The organism is Arthrobacter sp. QXT-31, from assembly GCF_001969265.1.
Classification (GTDB): Bacteria; Actinomycetota; Actinomycetes; order Actinomycetales; family Micrococcaceae; genus Arthrobacter.
In genome coordinates this window covers 18888-37077 of the sequence record NZ_CP019304.1, presented here as the reverse complement: position 1 = coordinate 37077, position 18190 = coordinate 18888, and the positions used below count along the sequence as shown (strand labels likewise).

19 protein-coding genes and 3 pseudogenes are annotated in these 18190 nt (G+C 62.0%); 11 read left to right on the top strand and 11 right to left on the bottom strand.

The genetic code is table 11. The annotated features are described in order from the left end of the window. Nucleotides 1-122: 122 nt before the first annotated feature. The 4 genes from BWQ92_RS00195 (at nt 123) to BWQ92_RS00180 (ending at nt 2864) form a co-directional block, all read left to right on the top strand. Entirely contained in the window at nt 123-647 is a 525-nt protein-coding gene (locus BWQ92_RS00195; RefSeq protein ID WP_076797716.1) for a hypothetical protein, read from the top strand. A gap of 255 nt (nt 648-902) precedes the next feature. Then, entirely contained in the window at nt 903-1328 is a 426-nt protein-coding gene (locus BWQ92_RS00190; RefSeq protein ID WP_076797715.1) for a pyridoxamine 5'-phosphate oxidase family protein, read from the top strand. Nucleotides 1329-1566: 238 nt separating this feature from the next. Further along, nucleotides 1567-2046, top strand: coding sequence for a hypothetical protein (locus tag BWQ92_RS00185; protein WP_076797714.1), 480 nt, complete (start codon nt 1567-1569; stop codon nt 2044-2046). A gap of 248 nt (nt 2047-2294) precedes the next feature. Then, nucleotides 2295-2864 carry a DUF7793 family protein gene (locus BWQ92_RS00180; RefSeq protein WP_157365050.1) on the top strand — a complete coding sequence of 190 codons (570 nt, stop codon included), beginning with the start codon at nt 2295-2297 and terminating at the stop codon, nt 2862-2864. 70 nt (nt 2865-2934) lie between these two features. On the opposite strand, the gene BWQ92_RS00175 is transcribed toward BWQ92_RS00180, so the two are convergent. From BWQ92_RS00175 to BWQ92_RS00160, 4 genes are all read right to left on the bottom strand, one after another. After that, nucleotides 2935-3690: an alpha/beta fold hydrolase gene (locus BWQ92_RS00175; protein ID WP_076797712.1), complete on the bottom strand. Its 756-nt coding sequence runs from the start codon at nt 3688-3690 to the stop codon at nt 2935-2937. Next, nucleotides 3687-4193, bottom strand: a complete 507-nt coding sequence (locus BWQ92_RS00170) for an SRPBCC family protein (protein ID WP_172804229.1) — start codon at nt 4191-4193, stop codon at nt 3687-3689. The genes BWQ92_RS00175 and BWQ92_RS00170 overlap by 4 nt, the downstream gene beginning before the upstream one ends. Then, nucleotides 4141-4494, bottom strand: coding sequence for an ArsR/SmtB family transcription factor (locus BWQ92_RS00165; RefSeq protein WP_076797710.1), 354 nt, complete (start codon nt 4492-4494; stop codon nt 4141-4143). The genes BWQ92_RS00170 and BWQ92_RS00165 overlap by 53 nt, the downstream gene beginning before the upstream one ends. A 416-nt stretch (nt 4495-4910) precedes the next feature. Next, the gene (locus BWQ92_RS00160) at nt 4911-5735 is read right to left on the bottom strand and encodes an alpha/beta fold hydrolase (protein WP_157365252.1); all 825 of its coding nucleotides are present in this window, start codon (nt 5733-5735) and stop codon (nt 4911-4913) included. A 733-nt stretch (nt 5736-6468) separates the two neighbouring features. On the opposite strand from BWQ92_RS00160, the gene BWQ92_RS00155 reads away from it, so the two are divergent. Next, nucleotides 6469-7050 carry a TetR/AcrR family transcriptional regulator gene (locus BWQ92_RS00155; protein ID WP_076803423.1) on the top strand — a complete coding sequence of 194 codons (582 nt, stop codon included), beginning with the start codon at nt 6469-6471 and terminating at the stop codon, nt 7048-7050. Nucleotides 7051-7410: 360 nt separating this feature from the next. Here the strand turns inward: BWQ92_RS00155 and BWQ92_RS00150 are convergent, their stop codons facing one another. From BWQ92_RS00150 to BWQ92_RS00140, 3 genes are all read right to left on the bottom strand, one after another. Then, nucleotides 7411-7698 carry a type II toxin-antitoxin system RelE family toxin gene (locus BWQ92_RS00150; protein WP_076797709.1) on the bottom strand — a complete coding sequence of 96 codons (288 nt, stop codon included), beginning with the start codon at nt 7696-7698 and terminating at the stop codon, nt 7411-7413. Next, on the bottom strand, nt 7695-7970 hold the full coding sequence (locus BWQ92_RS00145; protein WP_076797708.1) for a type II toxin-antitoxin system Phd/YefM family antitoxin: 276 nt from the start codon (nt 7968-7970) through the stop codon (nt 7695-7697). Before BWQ92_RS00145 ends, BWQ92_RS00150 begins: the two co-directional genes overlap by 4 nt. 871 nt (nt 7971-8841) lie before the next feature. After that, nucleotides 8842-9804: a LysR family transcriptional regulator gene (locus BWQ92_RS00140; protein ID WP_076797707.1), complete on the bottom strand. Its 963-nt coding sequence runs from the start codon at nt 9802-9804 to the stop codon at nt 8842-8844. 217 nt (nt 9805-10021) lie between these two features. Between BWQ92_RS00140 and BWQ92_RS00135 the strand changes: the two genes are divergently transcribed. The 6 genes and pseudogenes from BWQ92_RS00135 (at nt 10022) to BWQ92_RS00115 (ending at nt 14379) form a co-directional block, all read left to right on the top strand. After that, nucleotides 10022-10429 (top strand): hypothetical protein, encoded by a 408-nt coding sequence (locus BWQ92_RS00135; protein ID WP_076797706.1) that lies wholly within the window; start codon nt 10022-10024, stop codon nt 10427-10429. An 18-nt stretch (nt 10430-10447) separates the two neighbouring features. After that, a complete protein-coding gene (locus BWQ92_RS00130; RefSeq protein ID WP_076797705.1) occupies nt 10448-11308 on the top strand; it encodes an alpha/beta fold hydrolase in 861 nt (286 codons plus the stop codon). Nucleotides 11309-12082: 774 nt separating this feature from the next. Next, nucleotides 12083-12412 (top strand): annotated as a pseudogene (locus BWQ92_RS24635) (hypothetical protein); the annotation flags it as partial. A 15-nt stretch (nt 12413-12427) separates the two neighbouring features. Beyond that, nucleotides 12428-12592 (top strand): annotated as a pseudogene (locus BWQ92_RS24630) (IS110 family transposase); the annotation flags it as partial. 398 nt (nt 12593-12990) lie between these two features. Continuing rightward, on the top strand, nt 12991-13281 hold the full coding sequence (locus tag BWQ92_RS24625; protein ID WP_442856739.1) for a hypothetical protein: 291 nt from the start codon (nt 12991-12993) through the stop codon (nt 13279-13281). Between the two features lie 72 nt (nt 13282-13353). Then, nucleotides 13354-14379 (top strand): DUF695 domain-containing protein, encoded by a 1026-nt coding sequence (locus tag BWQ92_RS00115; protein WP_076797703.1) that lies wholly within the window; start codon nt 13354-13356, stop codon nt 14377-14379. Between the two features lie 151 nt (nt 14380-14530). Here the strand turns inward: BWQ92_RS00115 and BWQ92_RS00110 are convergent. From BWQ92_RS00110 to BWQ92_RS00095, 4 genes and pseudogenes are all read right to left on the bottom strand, one after another. Then, nucleotides 14531-15109, bottom strand: a pseudogene (locus BWQ92_RS00110) (recombinase family protein). 270 nt (nt 15110-15379) lie between these two features. Beyond that, nucleotides 15380-16375 carry an MDR family oxidoreductase gene (locus BWQ92_RS00105; RefSeq protein WP_076797702.1) on the bottom strand — a complete coding sequence of 332 codons (996 nt, stop codon included), beginning with the start codon at nt 16373-16375 and terminating at the stop codon, nt 15380-15382. 183 nt (nt 16376-16558) lie between these two features. Next, on the bottom strand, nt 16559-17374 hold the full coding sequence (locus BWQ92_RS00100; RefSeq protein WP_236783047.1) for an alpha/beta hydrolase family protein: 816 nt from the start codon (nt 17372-17374) through the stop codon (nt 16559-16561). 168 nt (nt 17375-17542) lie between these two features. Next, nucleotides 17543-18109 carry an adenylate kinase gene (locus tag BWQ92_RS00095; RefSeq protein WP_172804333.1) on the bottom strand — a complete coding sequence of 189 codons (567 nt, stop codon included), beginning with the start codon at nt 18107-18109 and terminating at the stop codon, nt 17543-17545. Between the last annotated feature and the right edge of the window lie 81 nt (nt 18110-18190).

Genomic DNA, 18190 nt, shown 5'->3' with positions numbered 1-18190 from the left:
GGAACCGGATTTCCTGTCACGATGTCCCGACATACTCTAAGTGTACGCCCCCAAGGGGTGGCCGGACGTGGAGCCTGTGCAGTGCCATGGCGCTCAGAGACTGCACGGGATAGTCTCAGGGCATGTCAACGACCGGTGCCGGCAGCGGCAGTCGAACCGAACGTCCCGAAATTCCCGGGACCGTCGGGAGCCTCCGGGCGGAAGCCGAGGCGGACGTGGCGAAGGAATACGGGCCCCCGGTCTGGACCGACTTGTGGGATGCAATGGGCCGGACACGGACGAAAATCGCGAACGGGTATGAGAGGGGTTCGGATCCGGAAACCCTGAAGGCAGACATGATGGTCTTTTTCATCCTGTGCTGGAACCTTCGGGACTGGATCATGACCGATGACACGGTTCCCTTCGGTGATGATCTGGAGGACATCGAGACTACGGTGCCCTGCATGGGCCGGTGCCAGGCGGTGGCGAAAACCGCCGACCAACGGGCGACGGCAGGGGTTGAGGGCATTGTTTTCCATCACAACTCCAGGGCCAGTATCCGCTTCAGTGAGGACCCGGCCGACATGGTCGATGTGTTGGAGCTGGCGGACGAGTGCCTGCAGTGGTGGCGCACTTACCTCGCAACACATGGACTTACCGCGCGCTGAGGCCGGGCCTCCAAGGTGTGGAAAATGAGCATCGGGGCCCGAGTTCTACCGCCGACACGCTGAATAGTTCCGACAAGGATATTAGGTCTCACCAGTAGCCGGTCTTAGTGAAAAGTGGTCCCTGGGCCGGCATACTGGTTTCGTGGTTAGGGCCATCTGGAAACGTAGTCGCTGGTCCCGTCGATTCATGACGCCCGCTAGGCACACCAACGTATCTCTCTCACCTCTCTTAACTTCTCTTGGAAATGAGCGCCCATGGAGCCTGATCAGGAGCATCCCGTGCTCGAACTCGGACCATCCGAATCATGGAACCTGCTAGCTGGATCTGAGCTGGGAAGGCTTGCCGTCAGCGTGGGGGATAGACCCGAGATCTTCCCTATCAATTACCTCGCCCATGACGGCGTTGTCCTTTTCTGCACGGCTGAGGGCAGTAAGTTGGTGAGCCTGACCATCAACCGTCACGTTGCGCTGGAAACAGACGGCTTCACCGACGACTTCGCATGGAGCGTCATTATCCACGGCACGGCAAAAATTCTGCAGAACGCGCTTGAAACAGAGGCGGCAGCCAAACTTCCGCTGCAATCCTGGATTCCTACCGTGATATACGTCTTCGTGACCACCACCCCCGAGAAGATCACCGGACGCCGCTTCGCCCGGGGACCTGCCCCTGAACGCTGGTAAGCCAGAGGTACGCCGCAGTGGTGCCGGTCCCACTATTGTCAGAAGGGCGCCACAGAACCAACAGCGCCCCGCCCATGATCGTTGCCTACACTCTTCCCGGCCCGGGGGACCGGACCTTATGACGTCACCCAGGGTGCGCCGCAGCATTTTTTATCACTGGGGCGCCAGTCAAAGGACGGGGATGAGTCTAGGGTAGGGACTGTCGGCTTATCGCCGCGGATATCCTCAAGGAGGACGCATGAACCCCATCCAGTCCAGCTCCGAACACTTTGGACAGCATCTGAAGAGCGTCGGAGGCTCAGAATCTGACGCCAGCGGCTCAAACTACGTCGTTACACCGGAAGACACCGTTGAAAGCGCGGCGTCGGGCCTGCGAATCAAACAGCAGGAGCAAGGCAACCCCCCAAGCAAACAGTCCACGCTCCACGCGGCCGCTCAAGTGCTGATAAGCCGACGGGACGAGCAAGACCCCAGCCACCACCCGGGAACGTCCCAGCCAGGGGAGTACCAGCTGGACGTCCACCGAGAGACGGGCAGCACCACGAGAGAACCCATCCCGGAAACCGATCTGGAGGCGGCCAAGATCTGGGCCCAGGAACGGATCGAAACCGAGGACGCCAGCTTTGGTGCCATCTACTTCCCCGCAGGAGGAGGAACCGATCCAGGTACGGGCGCGCTGGAGTGCAGTTATGACCGAGCCGTGGGCTGGTACCGGTAGCCGACAACCCCGGGCTAACCCCCGCCCCAGTCAGCGCCGCACCTGTCACCAGCCACCGCGCCCGATATACCCCCACGAACAACTATCGACAGCTGAGGTGACCTCCCTTGGGTGAGTCATGTCACGTAGTAGGCTTCTCCGAACTGGGGGTGTTGTTGTGCGGGGGCAGTCGCCGAAGCCTGTTTACTCTCTGGCCTGTGAAGCATCGCCGGCTTACGGATCGGAATGAACGAGGCTGGTTTATGGAAATGAGCGGTACTGACCCCGATAACAACTTCAGTGGTGGTAGAGGCTGGTTGCGCCTCGACTCGAAGGGATTCCTGCTGCTGAGCTGGGCGGAGGGCCTCACGGTTACCTCCGCCGATGCGAGGGCGGCCCTGGAAGCGGTACAGCAACTGACGGACGGGACCCCCCTCCCGATCCTGATCCGGACCAACGGAAATGATCTCAGTCCCGCGGCCGCCGCTCTTCTTCGACAAACAACGCTGGTCTCTGCCGTTGCCTTGGTGGGGGCAACACCGGTGGACAGGGTTATCGGGGCAAAGATGAAACGCGGCCGGCACCAGCCCCATGCATTCTTCACGGATGAAGACCGAGCCGCCCAGTGGCTTCTCTCACCGACCGTGATCACCGGAACCGAGGCCAACATGCCCTCAGCCACATCTGCAGGGTTGCTCACGGGCGCGCGTACGGCGCCGACCTTTCGCGACGGTGACACGGAACAATTCAGCAGCAAACACCCGTCACCGCTGGTGGCGGTGGCGCCGGCGGAGGAAGTCAAGGATTCCACGCCTACGCCCTGTCGCTTACCCTCATAGAAAACACGCCACCGGGTCTGCCACGCGTTGGCAACGGTGGGCTTCAGCGTTCATGCCCACGCCGCGGGGTTCATTCGAAGTAGGTGATGAGGGTCTGGCTTAGGGTCCCGTCGGGGACGGCGTGGCCGTGGCCGGCGAGTGTGAGCGCTTCCGCGGCGGCGCCGGTGGCGGCGATAGCGGATACGACCTCGAGGGCCCAGTGGCTGTTGCCTCCGGCAATGGCCAACAGGGGAGCCTGGATTCGTCTTACCTGGTCCACTGGGATGCGGCCGTCATTGCAGAGTCTGATGTCGATGGGCAGCGTGTGGGCGAGGGTTTCGAGGTGGTTCCAGTGTGGTCCTTGTTTCATGCCCTGGATCGCGGGCTCAGGTGTTCCCATGAGTTCGAGGAACGCTTCCACTGCACGTGAGCGGTCGCCGGCAGAGACAAGGGCTGAGAGTTCGTCGGCGAAGGCGGTACTGGGTCCGGGGGTGAACGGCGGCTCGAACACTGCGATTTTGCGGAACCTTACCCCGGCAGCTGCAGCGGCGATGGCAATCGCGCCCCCTGAGGAGTCCCCGAAAACGAACGGTTCCTCACCGGTCTGTGCGACGATGGCCGTCAGGTCTTCGATTTCGCGTTCGACGGAGATCTCCCCGAGAGGACCGCTGTCGCCGCGGCCTCTGCGGTCGTACTCATGGACCGTGAAACGGTCGGCGAGCAACGCGGTCAGGCCTTTTTTGGATTTCCGATCGCAGAACGCCCCTGCCACGATGACAAGGGCCGGGCCTGTCCCGGTGGTGTCGATTGCCAGGGTGGTGCCGTCAGCGGATCTGGTGGTTTTCATTGCTGTGCTCCCTGTGTCAGGTGGTGGAGGTAGTCTGCGAGTTTGTCGAGTGTTGTTTTGAAACCTGCCTGGTTCCGGGGGAGCCGGACGATGTCCGGCACGTTTGTCTGGTGCAGGTGAAACAGTGTTTTTCCTGCCGGAAGCGCTGCCAGGGTGATGCTCACGGTCATGTTTGTGTGTTTTTCGTGCCAAACGAGGCTGTTCGGGGCTTGGACTTCCAGGAAGACCGAACGTGTCGCGTAGGTCGCGCCCGACTCATTATTGATGATGAGTGTTTCAAAGCGGCCGCCGGGGCGCGGATCAATGCGGATGTCGTCTGTGGGTGCACTGGCCCCTAGACGGGCCCAAAAATGGGTGAGATGCTCGGGCTGTGTCAAGCATGCGAAGACCACCTCCGGTGGGGCGTCGAACACCCTTGAGAACTGCAGACCTGATTCTTCGTCCCTGACGCTAATTCCCATCGGCACCTTCTTCTCGGCGTTGGAGGTTTTTGAGGTGCTCATCGAGCTTGTCGAGCCGCTCGTCCCACACCCTGCGGTGTTCGTCGACCCAGTCCGCAACATCATCAAGGGCGGCCCTTTCCAAATGGCACGGCCGGAACTGCGCGTTACGGGATCGGGAAATGAGGCCGCTGACCTCAAGCACCTTTAGATGTTTGGACACGGCTGGCAATGACATGGAAAAAGGTGCCGCGAGCTCGGAAACCGTGGCGTCGCCCTGGGCGAGAATGGAAAGGATCTCCCGCCTCGTCGGGTCCGCCAGCGCCGCGAAAGCAGCATCCAGGACACTGGGCGCGCCGCTCATGCCAAGAACTCCATGACACTTACTTTACCGTACGGTTAATTAACCAATAAGTTATATAAAAGTGGATGAGGAGGGAGGTTTGCGCGTTCAAGTCATTGGGCTGCACGGGAGCATCCCCGCCCCCGCGCGGGGCGGACGGGATGATGGACCTTTTCGTCTAGCTAGGGCGACGTGCATATATGGCACGACGACCGGACCGGCAGGGAAGCGCTGATTCCGGCTCTGCGTTCCGGTGGTACTGGTGGACTGTCTCCCGGCTGATCCCGTAGTCACGGGCAACGAGGGCTTGTGGAACAGCGGTGCCGGCGCGCTGAACGAGCCCGGCGGCCCTATCCTCATCTGTTATCAGGTACCCGCAGGTGTGCTTGGGGATAGAAGGCTTCACAGTCGAGCGGGGACGGGGCCGGCGGCGCCTGTCACGGACGGGTGTCGATGTAGTGCAGAATCGCCCGGGCCGTTTCTTCAGGGGCGCTGACGTGGGGGCAGTGCCCGGTGGCCTGAAGCTGCACCAGGGTGCTGTGTTCCAGATTCTTGTGCAGGTAGGCGCCCACTTCCGGCGGGGCAAGCCGGTCGTCCGAGCACTGCAGGATCAGGCAACGGGTGTGCAGCTTTTTCAGTTCGGGGCGCGTGTCGGAAAAGAAAGTTACCCCGGCGAAGTGCCGGGCGATGGACGGATCTGTCCGGCAGAAGCTGACACGCAGGTCCTCCGCCAGTTCCGGCTCCTGCGGGTTGCCCATGACCACGGGTGCCAAGGCCGCGGCCCAGGCGAAATAGTTGCTGTCCAGGGCTGCCAGCAGGCCCTCGATGTCTTCCCGCGAAAACCCGCCCACGTAGCCGTCGTACGGGTCATCCGTATGACGGGGTGAAGGAGCAAGCAGGATCAGGTGGGCGAACCGGTTGGGGTCCTGCACTGCGGCGATCACTGCGATCATCGTGCTGACGCTGTGGCCCACCAGGATGACGTCCTCAAGTTCAAGGGCGGCACAGATCTCCAGCAGGTCCGACGCGTACCCATTCAGGGATCCGTACTTTTCCCAGTCATAGGCGCTGATGTCGGAGTTTCCGGCACCGACATGATCAAAAAGCACCAGCCGGTAATCATCAACGAAATAGGGCAGCAGTTTCCGCCACATAGCCTGGTCGCAGCCAAAACCGTGGGCAAACATGATCACAGGCCCATCATCCCGGCCGAATACGGTGACATTGTTCCGGCCGATTACCGCGGCAGCTGCTTCGATCACGTTCTCACTGACCCTCGCGTAGGGTGGCGTCCTGTCCCAGATACTATCCACGGGAAATAGAGAATCCTAGGGATCCTCCCGCCAAGACCTTCAAGGCGACGTCGATTCTGCCCAGTACATGGGACGCGGCTTACGCGACTCTCCGACAAGGACCATGATCGCGATCAGAGCGCTATCGGCCGGGATATTGCGAAGCAGACCGCTACGGCTATTCACGATAATGTTGGCGCGCGCTTCAGGAAACATGAGTAGATTGCAGAGCACTACCGCCTGTCCGGCCTTTCGTACACTGACCACGCACGCGCAGTGCCTATTTTCCGGCTGGCCTGGGAGCGCGGGTAACCCACGGATTCCGGCAAGCCTGTGGATCTCGCAAGCTGGCGAGGAGTAGCCTCTTCCGGTATCTACGTAGTACCGGCCATGTGTGCGGTGTGGTGGTCCTGTCTGACAAACCTCCGGGTGCCGTGGGCTATGTGTGACAGTGGGCTCCTGGATGCACTTTGTCGGAGGGGACACGTGGCCGCCATGGCGGGCTCTCAGGGATCGACGAAGAGCGGTGACAAATGGGGCAGCACGAAAACCGTCCGCGTCGCCAGATGAGCGTACGGTGGGAGGTGTAGCCATGAAAAGCATGGCTTAGCTTCATGCGGTGACCGCGAACCAAATGCATCGTATTCCCTTGAAAGCAACGGACGCAGCGGGCGGACCCAAGCACCACCCGTCAGGGGTGAAAGTGAGCACCGTCAGCGACGCCCGGCGCAGCGAGATACGTGAGCGTATCCTTCAGACAGCTTCGGATTTGTTTTACCTCGAAGGCTTAAACAGCGTGGGGGTGAACAGGATCATCGAGGAGGCCGACGTCGCCAAAGCGACGTTCTACAGGTACTTTCCCAGTAAGGAGCTTCTCGTCCTGGCCTATCTCGATGAGATGGACAGGCCCTGGGTGGCAGCGCTGAGGGCGGCTGCGGGATCGGATCCCAGACCGGCCGCAGAGCGCCTGATGGCCATGTTCGATGTTCTGCTCTGGGACGGGCATCCTGAGGATTACCGAGGCGCCGCCTTCCTGAAAGCCTCTGCGGAGGCCAGCACAGGAAGCGTCGTGCAGCTCCGGGTTGCTCAGCACAGAGCAGGCGTCCTGGCGTGGATCTGCCGGATGTGCCGGCAGGCCGGCGCCGCCAATCCGGACGGGCTCGCCAAAACGCTGGCGCTTCTCCTTGAAGGCGCGCTGGCGCTCGGAATGCCCACTCCGGACCCTCGCACCTCGCCCGTCGCACGGGCCGCTGCCCGCCAGATCATTGACGAGGCGCTCCGATAGGCTTCCGGCAACGCCGCGCCCCGGCAACGGCTCACTAGGGCTGAAATTCGGCTGTCATCATCTCCAGCAGGCCAGGTGAAGCGCGAGCAGCTGCGCATGACCTGTCCCGTTAGCAGTGTCATAACCCCGGGAGCAAGGCGCGCAATACGGGCCAAGTAGTTACAGCTCGCTCCGTCGCCAACTTCACTAACTTCGGTCCGGCAGCGGGTTATCCAAGGGAGACAGACCGGTCTGTCTCCGATGCTGGCACCACAGGAAATTAGCTCTCGCAGCTACCCCTACCCCCGTTGCCTTAACGCCGATAATTGCGATCCCGTCAAGCTGCGCCCGGTGATGCTCGCCAGGCTTGGGAGTGTCGGGCTATCGGGGTTTGTAGACGTCCGAGCGGTGTTCGATGCGGTGAACGTAGAGGATGTGGGCTTCAACGTCGAGGGTGAACAGTACCCTGTAGTCACCGCGTCGTGCGGTGCGCAGGCCGAGAAGTTCGTTCGTCAAGGGCTTGCTCAACCGGTACGGGTTCTCGGACAGGACTCCGGTGACGAACTCGACGATGGCGGCGGCCGCTTTCTCCGGCAGCCGCCGGAAGCCCTTCAGTGCCGGGCTGGTGACTTCAACCTTCCATGGATCTTGGATGGGGGCTTCACTCACCGCGGCGGGAGCCCGAATTCGCGGCGGAGGTCTTCTCCGCTGGTTGTGTTTCCCTCCGCGATATCGCGTCTGGCCTGGGCCAGGTCTTCACGGATGCCCGGTTGCGACAGCCAATGGATGGTTTCCTGCAGGGATTCCAGGTCCTCGGCGGACATCAGGACCGCTGAGGGGTGCCCGTGTCGGGTGATCTGGATGATCTCGTGTGTCTTGTCCGCTTCCTCCACGAGCGCGGAAAGCTTGTCCTTCGCTTCACTAAGCGGTACCGTCTTCATGCGACCATAATAGCCTAACTTTTGGCCACCAGCTAGCCTAATTTTTAGCTGACTGCCTGATTCTATTGATTTTGCCCTTCAGTCTCCGCCCTGTTCTGGAGTAAGCGCCTTGTCCCGTCGTTTGGCCGGCGCGCTGTTTGGCCAGCCGCTGCTTTCCCGCTGGCGTTCCCTGTTAAAGAAGCCGAGCATCTGACTTGGAAATTCGGACATCGCGTCAGAATAGAGCCACATTCCCGTTTTCTAGACAGTGGCTCGTGATGTTCTCAGATCCCACCCTGACAGTTTGAGGGAAGGAAACCGGGGAGTGGGGCAGCTCGAACACAGGCGCAATAATCCCACGAATCTGGACCAGGGGAAATCTGCCTGAAGGGGAGGGCAGCCATTTCCCATGCTGAGATTCGGCAAGCGTCAGAGAACAAGCCGGGGCTTCCCCACGGTGCAGATCGTCCCATGTCAGACGCGCCTGACGTCAGATTGGGGTGTAGTCCAAGATGACGGGATTGGAAGACCATCATCCCTGAGATAGCGGAGGCGGTGTCGCAGACACGCTCGGACAACGCTCGGGACCTCGATGGAACTGGGCGGGAATACGCCGTTCATCGCGTTCGAGGACGCTCACTTTGATGCCGCGGTCGAAGGGCGCGATGGCCGCCAATATGGGGCACATGGGTGAAGCCCGCTCCGCAGCCAACCGCTTCCTCGTCCACGAGTCCGTCGCTAAGGAATTTTACCAGCAAGTTCGTCTCCGTCATGGCAGCCCTGATAGGCCGCGGTAGCGATCCCACCACCCAGCTGAGGTGCCTTTCTTGGGTTTTCCTCGCCATGATCTCCCGAGGACGCGCGGTGCGCCTGATGGGGTCGCTGTGCGGCCCTAATTGAATTGGTGCGAAGAGGAAAGCGAGGCGTTCAGGCGGGGGTCGGCGAGGTTAGGTACGCCTCCGAAGACGGCCAGGGTCCGGGCGGTCTCTACAAACTCGCGTGCCAGCTCGTCGTTGACATCGGTGCGCCATGCAATGGACAGCGGTGAGGGCGGGACGTCTTTTACGGGGATGAAGGACAGTCCTGGCCGGTCGTAGAACCGTTGGGTGGAGGCTTGGGTGAATGCAATGCCCCGCTCGCCCATGATGGCCTCAAAACACTCGTCGACGGTGGCTACCTGAGTGCCCAGATGCACCGGTTGGCCGCCGCGGGCTTGGGTAGCGAGCCAGAAATCGCGCCACTTCTCCGGTGCCTTGCGGGCAACGAAGGGCTCATTAACCACCTGCTCTACGGAAACCTCAGACAATCCGGCAAAGCGGGAGCTGCTCGCAACTACGAGGACGCGCGGCTCAACAAACAGCGTGTCCATGGCAAGCCAGTCAGCTGTGGGCAGCGGCGGCCGTACAAATGCCACATCAGAGCTTCCGTCGGCCAGCCCTGCGGTGGGGTCCGCAAAATCGAAGGACCTCATCTGGACGTGGATTTTCGGGTGGTTGTTCTTGAACGCGGCGAGAATCCGCGGCGTCAATTCAGCGGCAGCGTTTGTCTGGAAGCCGACTATCAGCGTGCCTCTCACATCGCTGGCGGCTTCACGTGTCAAGGAGACGGCGCGCTGCGCCGCGGATAAGAGGCGCTTGGCTTCGCTCAACAGGACGTCGCCGGCAGCTGTCAGCGTCACATTGCGGCTGGTCCGGATCAGGAGGGGAGTACCCAACGAGTGTTCAAGCTTCCGGATTTGAACACTCAGGGACGGTTGAGCGATGTGCAGGCGGGCAGCGGCTCGACCAAAATGCAGTTCTTCCGCAACGGCGACGAAGTACTGAAGGACCCGCAGGTCTAGCTGTGGTTGCTGCATCAACCAACTTTAAGTTGCGCCACACTCCTGGGTCCAATAGTTCATGACTATCGGTGGATAGGGGACAGGTATTGGACCGTTCAGGGTCACGGGGCCTGCAATGGAAACAGCGAAGGGTTGCCAACGGAGATGGCCGCAAGGCACTCCCGAAACCCCGCTCTCGAGGCTCGGACAGAGAAGTCCGGCCCTCCGCGAGACAAACGAGAGGAACAATGAAATGACGGTCGCAACACGTGCCCCTTCCGTAGAATCCTGGGTTCAGAGCTTCACTGAGGCCAACAACCAGGACCCGGAAATTCAGGCGCACGGCAAGCACTTCACCTGCTCTTACCTGCTGGACATGGAGGCGCACACCTTTGTTGTCCGGGTGGTGTCCGGCAAGATCACTGAGATCTCTGTGGACCCGGGCCCCATCGACGTGCGCTACCAGTTCGCGATCCGGGCCAGCGCTCACACCTGGGGTGAATTCGGCAAGCCCGTCCCGGCCCCCATGTACCACGGCATTTGGGCAGCCTCCTTCCAGCGCGACATGAAGCTGGAAGGAGACGTCCTGGTCCTGATGCAGAACCTGCGCTGCATGACCCGCCAGATCGAACTGCTGCGCTCCACCGGCGCACCCGTTTAGACCATAGGAGTTCCTGACATGAACAAGATATCCCCCGTCACCGGCCACTACGTCACCGTCGACGTCGACGGCCTCGAATACAAAGTCTTCTACTTGGAGAATGGCCAGGGCCAACCACTGATCTGCCAGCACACCGCCGGTTGCCACAACCACCAATGGCGCGGCCTCTTGGAGGACCCGGAGATCACGGCCAACTACCGCGTCATCGCCTACGACCTCCCCCGTCACGGCAAGTCAGACCCGCCGGAAAACACCCAGTGGTGGACAGAGGAATACCAGCTCAGTGCGGACCACTACGCCAATTTCATCGTCGCCCTCGTCGATGCGCTGGAACTGGTTGACCCCATCTTCATGGGATCCTCCTTCGGGGGAAATATTGCCCTGCAGCTCGCCCACCGCTTCCCGGAACGGTTCGCCGCCGTCATTCCCGTTGAGGGGGCCGACCACTCCCCGGGCTTCTACCTTGATTGGTGGCAGCACCCCCATGCCAACGCCGCTCAGGTGTGCGCAAGCGGTGTCTGGGACCTCATGGCTCCCCAGTCGCCGGAGGCAGACCGCTGGAAGACCTGGTTCTACTACAGCCAGGGTTCGGAAGCCTTCAAGGGCGACTTGTACTTCTACTCGGTGGACCACGACCTGCGCGGCAAGCTAGGCGAGATCGATACGGACAAGTGCGCCGTCGTCCTCATGACCGGCGATTACGACTACCTCACAACACCCGAGGACAGCGCCCGCACGGCCAGCCAAATCCGCAACGGCAAGTTCATCGAAATGAAGGATATCGGCCACTTCCCGATGAGCGAGAATTACCCGGTTTTCAAGGGGTACCTCGTTCAGGCACTGGACCTGATCCGCACCAAGGCCGGCGTCCGGGTCTAGTTCTTTCCGAAGGTCGGAGCCGGTCCTAACCGTATGGTTGGGACCGGCTCCGTATTCGCAATTCCCCGGCCGGTGACAAGGAGGACTTCGATCTCATTCCACCACCTGACGTTCGCCAAAGCCGGTTCGTTTCGGGCGCTGCGCGGCTTGAACGACCAGGGCCTACATCAGCTTCAAGACCTGGAACCTGCTTCATCATCAACCAGAGCCAGCCCGCTTCAGAGCCAACCAGGTTCACTGTGTGTGGGCTTTCATTTCCCCAGCCGCTAGCCTGCCCTCGCAGCGGATGTAAAGACTCTTAAGATTTCTATCAGTACGGACTGAGCAGATCCGATGAATTTGGTTGATCGGTGTCCGAGAGCCGCAGCGGTAGCGGCTACTGTCTGTGGTGTCGGCTCGCGACCAGGACCCGCACGCCCTTGTCGCGCAGCCTGCCGATGTGCTCGCGGTCCGTGCGTGCGTCGACGATGACCGCATCGAAGCGCTCCAGCGAGAGGATGGCGTGCAGGCCCGCTTCTCGAACTTCGTATGGTCGGCCAGCAGGATGCGCTTTGCGGCCGCGTCGAACAGGGGGTGTCCCAGCGAGTTGTGGTCAAAGATGATTCCTTCCTCGGTATTGAGAAGCGGGCCGACGCAGCGGTCGCGGACCTCGTCCCGACCGCGTGGCGGACCCGCTCAGCCGGCGACGGATCCAAGCGAATCCGCCACTATGCCTGGGCGAGGGTCAGGATCAACGGCGCCGAAGACGGCCAGGCCGAGCACTGGCTGCTCGCCCGCCGCAACCTGGCCAATCCTTCCGAGCTCGCGTATTTCATCTGCCACACGCCCAACCGCGCCGCCCTGGCCGAGATGGCCCGGGTCGCCGGGGTGCGCTGGTTGATCGAGGAAACCTTCCAGACCGCCAAAGGCGAAGCCGGGCTCGACCACTACCAGGTCCGCCAGTACACCGGCTGGTACCGCCACATCACCCTATCCATGCTCGCCCACGCCGTGGGATCCGGATACCGGAAAATCGTAGACTTCATCACCAGCTACGGCATGGTCACCGCCGTCCGGTGTCGAAAGGAACAGGCTCCTACGGCGCGGAGCTCGCCCGGACCCTGAGCCGCTGGGCTGACAGTGCTGGAGGTAAACGGACCGAAGCGGGCCGCACGGCGGCTAAGAGCTAAGTCCGACCCGCTGGACGCCTACGAAGCCGCAAAGTCGGTGCTCGAAGGACGGACCACGTCGATCCCGAAGGCCAAAGACGGCCCCGTCGAATGCCTGCGGATCCTGCGCGCCGGGCGTGCCTCTGCGATGAAGGCCCGCACCGCGGCGATCAATCAGATCAAGGGCCTGCTCGTTTCAGCCCCGGACAAACTCCGGGCGAAATACCGGGCAATGGCCACATCCACGCTGATCCCAGCCCTGCAGCGCACGAGACCTTCGGGGCACACGGCTGACCCCGAGTACGTGACCCTCGTGACGCTGAAAGCCCTTGCCACGCGCCGCCAGTCACTGGCCGCAGAGATCGCCGCCGCGGACGCAGCGCTGCAGGAAATCAGCGACGCCTACGCCCCGATGCTCTGCGACCTGCCCGGCGTCGGCACTGACGTGGCCAGTCAGCTCCTGGTCACCGCCGAGGCAACCCGGACCGATTGGGAAACGAGGCCCAATTTGCTTCACTCGTTAGGGTTGCCCCCGTGCCGGCATCATCAGGCAAGACAACCCGCCGTCGACTCAGCAGGGGTGGCGACGGCAATGCCAACCACGCCCTCTATCAAAGATCCCCCTTCCGGCGCGATCGGCGCGACCCGCGTGGTGAGCCAGTTCCGAACATGAGTCGGCTATTTGGGGGGACGCTTGTGCGGGGAGGGGGCCTCGATGAGCCTCAGGAAAGACGATTTTTTCCTAGGCAGGAACTGGCAGGCTCTGGCTGTCAGGTTGGACGGAGGGTCGCGAGTCCCGTCCAGACAGCCGGTCCGGGCAAATAGTCCATGCATGGCCGGCGCCGTCCCAAGCCGCGGCGAGCTGCCACTTCCGTGGCCAGATGACAGGAGGCCACAGTGCGCATTCCACGACGGAACAGCACCGTTCAGATCCGCGCCATTTCCGAGTTCTGGCGATGGTGGTCAGCAGAAGGTGCCGGACTCCTCGGTGAAGCGGTCACGACAGGTGACTACGGGGACCTGCCGAACACGGTCGATGCCATGGTCAACGCGATCGGCCCGGGGCTCAGCTGGGAGACCGGACAAGGCGTCCGTGCACTGCACCAGTTCTGCGTCTCAGGCGGCGGGGACCCCGGATTGCGGGTCCTGGCCGAACGGTGGCGGCGGGCGGCCCCACCGCCCACGCCGATATGGGAATTCGCCGGAGCCAGGCACCGGCAACCAGGGATGCTCGCCGTCACCATCAAAATAGTCGGGAAACCGATCAACCTTGGCCTGGCCCGGATCTCAGTGACCCTGGAGGAGGAACATGCCTGGGCCCACGTCAGCCTCCACCACCCGGCCTTTACCGGACTGGCCCCCGGCCACCGGCACCAGCTCTCCTGCTTGCTGTTGTACTGGCTGCTCGGAGAAGACAACGTCCAACGATGGATCCGTACCGTCTACTCCGCCGAGACCGAACCCCCGGACAGCCTCCCGGCAACTGACCTTCCCCACATCATCGACGCTATGGCGGCCCGGCACGCGCACATCGGCTGGACACTAGAGGACGCCGGAACGGACTCGGGACCTCGCACTATCATCAGAGCCCTGCATCCCCTACGGTGGATCGACCACCCCCTGCTGGACCTGCACACAGCCCTCCAGATCGGTTACCCGCAGACCCGCCCGGACGGGCTGCCGGACTACGATGAAGCGATAGAGCTGCACAGGGCCGAACAGACGCTGACAGCAGCCCTCGGACCCCGAGGCCTGCTGGTCGCTACCCAGACATCAAATGGTCGACGCATCCTGCACTACTACACCGACTCCGAAGACCAGAACGGCCGGGACATCATCGACCGCTTCGCGGACACCCGACACCATGTCGAAGCGATCCACACCTACGACCCCGGATGGACCATGATCAGCCCATTCATCTAAAAGCGGGCCCCGCCGTTCACCTCCCCCACCCATCCCTCACCACCCCGGAAGACCGGACCCTGTTCTCGGTGGCCCTACTTCGGCGCTTACCACCAGTGATTTGACGTCTATAGGAGCATCGACAATCAAGAAAATAAACGCGACCGTGGTACTAGGAGAGCTTGGCCTGACGCAGGTACTGGTACACCGTCTCCTCCGACTGACGCCCGTACTCGCCGCCCAGGACAGTTTTGGGAATTCCGTTGGCCGACCGCTGGACCAGTTCGGCTGCCCGTTCCGGGGTGAGCGTCTTTTTCCGCCCTTTGTAGGCGCCGCGTTGTTTGGCAAGTGCGATGCCTTCGCGCTGGCGTTCCCGGATGAGTGCCCGTTCGAATTCGGCGAAGGCGGCCATGCCGGAGAGCATGAGGTTGGCCATGGGGGAGTCCTCCCCGGTGAAGAGCAGGTGTTCCTTGACGAACTCCACCCGCACGCCTTTGCGAGTAAGTCATTGGACCAGGGCGCGAAGGGCATCAAGGTTCCGTGCGAGCCGGTCCATGCTGTGCACGACGACGGTGTCCCCGTCACGGGCGAAGCCCAGCAGTTCTGCCACTTGTGGCCGGGCGGTGTCCCTGCCGGAGGCCGTGTCCGTGAAGACCCGGTCCAGGACCAAGCCGTCGAGCTGACGCTTTTCGTTTTGGTTCAGAGCGCTCACACGCACGTAACAACACGTAACAATTCGCTGACCAGCCATCGCAGCCTCCAACCCTCTCCAACATGTGGAACCGAGTTCTAGGGCCTTCCCACACGAACGTCAAGAGGTCCAGGGGCTGGATGTCGGGTCGGGTGTAGTCCAATCTGTCAATGGTTGATTGTGCCTTCTAGCCCAAACACACGAACAAGCGTTTGGAGAGGTCATTGCGGCCTGCTTAGCCGAGCCCGGCACAACGGTACGGACGCTGGGATACCGCACTGGCGGCGTTCCCCGCGGCCCCGAATCTGGACCGAGGTAGATACGGCCCGCTCAGTCCGCCATGCCGGTAATGTCCACGACCACGCGACCACGGATGGTCCCGGTGAGGATTTTATGGCTCAGCTCGGGGAGTTGTTCCCAGCCTGCATCCACCGCAACCTCACGCAGCTCATCGGCGCTGAAGAGGCGGTCGAGCTCTGCCCACGCCTCGCGGCGCAACTCCGGGGAAGCATTAACTGAATCGACGCCGAGGAGTGAGACGTTCCGCAGGATGAACGGCATGACCGTTGCCGGCAATTGGACTCCGCCGGTGAGTCCGCAGGCCGCGACCGCGCCGGAGTACTTGATCTGGCTCAGGACGTTGGCGAGGACCGTGCCGCCCACGCTGTCGATGCATCCGATCCAGCGCTGCTTGCTGAGCGCCGAGGTCTCGGCAGACAGGCTGTCGCGCGATATGACCTCGGCTGCTCCCAACGCCTTGAGGTAAGGTTCCTCTGCTTCCTTGCCTGTGGATGCGTGGACCTCGTAACCGAGACGGGACAGGGCACCGACGGCGAAGCTGCCCACACCGCCGGTCGCCCCGGTGACCAGCACGGGGCCGGATCCTGGCTCGATGCCGGCGGCGCGCAGGCGCAGGATGCAGAGCATGGCCGTCAGGCCGGCTGTGCCGACGGCCATCGACCCCCACGTGCCGAGTCGCACGGGGGCCTTGACTACGGATCCGGACTCGACCCGTTGGTAGCCGGAGTAACCGCCAGGCCGGGTCTCGGAGAGGTTCGCGCCGGTGAGCACGACCTCGTCGCCGTGGGCGAAGCCCCCGCCCGCCTCGACGACGGTACCGGAGAGGTCGATGCCGCACGTCAGGGGGAGGGCCCGGACGACCCCGGGTTTTCCGGTCATGGCGAGTCCGTCCTTGTAGTTGAGCGACGAGTGCGTCACGCGCACCGTGAGGTCACCTTCGGGCAGATCTGCCTCAGTCAGGGTGACCAGTTCCGCTTCCTGTTTAGGTGCAGTCACCTGGTAAGCGCGGTAGGTCAGGTTGGTCATGATTCTCCTGGATAGAAGGTCCTACTTTTGATGTGGTCATCGGGGCATGAACCTGCGGCAAGGCGGTTGGGCGCATGCGCCGTTTTCGGCCGCTTTCGCCGGTCCACTGACGTCACTGTCAGTTGGCGCTGCTGGCCGCGGGCCTGTCGTTGTACTGCGTGGAATCTATCGGCCCGGCTTGTTTTACGGCCATGGATTTACCCCATCGTGCAGCCAACGGAGTGTACCTGGCCAAAAGGTGTGGCGAAAGCTGCTGTGGAAAAGGGAGAAGTGCCCGATCTCTGTTCGGTCGAAGTCCTGCGGTTTTAATCGCACGGTAGTGGCCGGGCTGTTGGGGTAGTAGCCGAGTGCGCGGGCGACCGCGACCTCTGTGGCGAACGGATCATCTGTGGCAGCCACAGCCAGCGTCGGCGCGGTGAATGAAGCCTGGTGTGCCTGAATCTGCTCCCGGAGAGGGCCGGCCCGGCCGGCGGTGAAATCTTTGCGGCCCCGCGCCCAGTCCATCGCCACCCCTTGGGGTAAATCTTCCAGCCATCCTAGGCGTTTGCCGGGAAAGTAGCCATGCCACCAGGCCAGGGCAGGCATCAGGGCATGCCAACGCCACCACAGCCCGAGCCGGTGTCCCGGCCGGTAGTCCCGCCAGTAGGCATGCTGCGCACCGACTGTCAGCAGATGATTAATCCGCCGCCCATTGCTCGCCAGCCCGACACCAAAGCCCCCGAAACTGTGGCCCACGACGTTCAGCTTCTTTTCACCGCAGTGGAGGAGAGCCCATCCGAAAATCGCATCAAGGTCCTTCATGCCCCAGTCGTACCAGCTGGCCCCCAGGTTCTTTATCGTGGAACCCCTGGACTCACCGATACCGCGGTAATCAAAAGTGATCACAGTAAACCCGTTCTCTGACAGGAACGCTGCATAGCGGTGGTAGTAGCTCGCCTTGACCCCGGTGGCACCGGCGATGACAACAACTGCGTCTGCTGCCTCCTGTTCCGAGGACATGGCCTCCCATAGGTGCCCTCGCAGCACGTGACCGTCTGCACAACTAATCGCTTGAGAGATAACGGCCATGCCGAAACCGCCCCTTTCGTGTGTCCATTACCCCCCCCAGGCTTTCTCTGCGGCCCCAAGTCACTGCCTGCGGGAAGAGCTTCCTTGCTCTTGCCTGGTTTATGCCTGAGTTTCTTTGATGGAATGCATGACGCGGACAGTGACCTCATCGATCTTGCCTGTGCCGTCCACTTGGGTAAGTACGCCGCGCTCGGCGTACTTGGCCACAACGGCCTCGGTCTGCTCATGATAAAGATCCAGTCGATGACGGATGACCGCCTCATTGTCGTCGTTGCGGCCGGTTATCTTGGCGCGGCCCAGCATGCGGGTCACGAGTTCGTCGTCATCGGCAGTGAGCTGCAGGACGACGTCGAGCTTCTGGTCACCGGCGGCCAGGATGTCGTCCAGGTAGTGAACCTGCGCCGTGGTGCGCGGGTAGCCGTCGAGCAGGAAGCCGTCTTCAGCGTCGGCCTCGTTGAGCCGGTCACGGACCATCTTGTTCGTCACGCTGTCCGGGACAAAGTCCCCGGCGTCCATGTACTTCATGGCCTCGACACCCAGCGGTGTCTTTTCCTTCACATTGGTGCGGAAGATGTCACCGGTGGAGATGGGAACGACGCCGAGGCGCTCTGAAATGCGCTCCGCCTGGGTACCCTTGCCCGAACCCGGTGGTCCGATAATTAACATTCTGGTCATTGCAGTAGCCCTTCATTATTGACGCGCCGTAGCTGCGCCTCATTTGCTTGACGCTTGAGGCTCAAAGATGGG

Excerpts from the sequence above, each read along its gene's own strand:
- BWQ92_RS00195 (WP_076797716.1), top strand. The coding sequence starts at position 123 with ATGTCAACGACCGGTGCCGGCAGCGGCAGTCGAACCGAACGTCCCGAA.
- BWQ92_RS00190 (WP_076797715.1), top strand. The coding sequence starts at position 903 with ATGGAGCCTGATCAGGAGCATCCCGTGCTCGAACTCGGACCATCCGAA.
- BWQ92_RS00185 (WP_076797714.1), top strand. The coding sequence starts at position 1,567 with ATGAACCCCATCCAGTCCAGCTCCGAACACTTTGGACAGCATCTGAAG.
- BWQ92_RS00180 (WP_157365050.1), top strand. The coding sequence starts at position 2,295 with ATGAGCGGTACTGACCCCGATAACAACTTCAGTGGTGGTAGAGGCTGG.
- BWQ92_RS00175 (WP_076797712.1), bottom strand. The coding sequence starts at position 3,690 with ATGAAAACCACCAGATCCGCTGACGGCACCACCCTGGCAATCGACACC.
- BWQ92_RS00170 (WP_172804229.1), bottom strand. The coding sequence starts at position 4,193 with ATGAGCACCTCAAAAACCTCCAACGCCGAGAAGAAGGTGCCGATGGGA.
- BWQ92_RS00165 (WP_076797710.1), bottom strand. The coding sequence starts at position 4,494 with ATGAGCGGCGCGCCCAGTGTCCTGGATGCTGCTTTCGCGGCGCTGGCG.
- BWQ92_RS00145 (WP_076797708.1), bottom strand. The coding sequence starts at position 7,970 with ATGAAGACGGTACCGCTTAGTGAAGCGAAGGACAAGCTTTCCGCGCTC.
- BWQ92_RS00140 (WP_076797707.1), bottom strand. The coding sequence starts at position 9,804 with ATGCAGCAACCACAGCTAGACCTGCGGGTCCTTCAGTACTTCGTCGCC.
- BWQ92_RS00135 (WP_076797706.1), top strand. The coding sequence starts at position 10,022 with ATGACGGTCGCAACACGTGCCCCTTCCGTAGAATCCTGGGTTCAGAGC.
- BWQ92_RS00130 (WP_076797705.1), top strand. The coding sequence starts at position 10,448 with ATGAACAAGATATCCCCCGTCACCGGCCACTACGTCACCGTCGACGTC.
- BWQ92_RS00105 (WP_076797702.1), bottom strand. The coding sequence starts at position 16,375 with ATGACCAACCTGACCTACCGCGCTTACCAGGTGACTGCACCTAAACAG.
- BWQ92_RS00100 (WP_236783047.1), bottom strand. The coding sequence starts at position 17,374 with ATGTCCTCGGAACAGGAGGCAGCAGACGCAGTTGTTGTCATCGCCGGT.
- BWQ92_RS00095 (WP_172804333.1), bottom strand. The coding sequence starts at position 18,109 with ATGTTAATTATCGGACCACCGGGTTCGGGCAAGGGTACCCAGGCGGAG.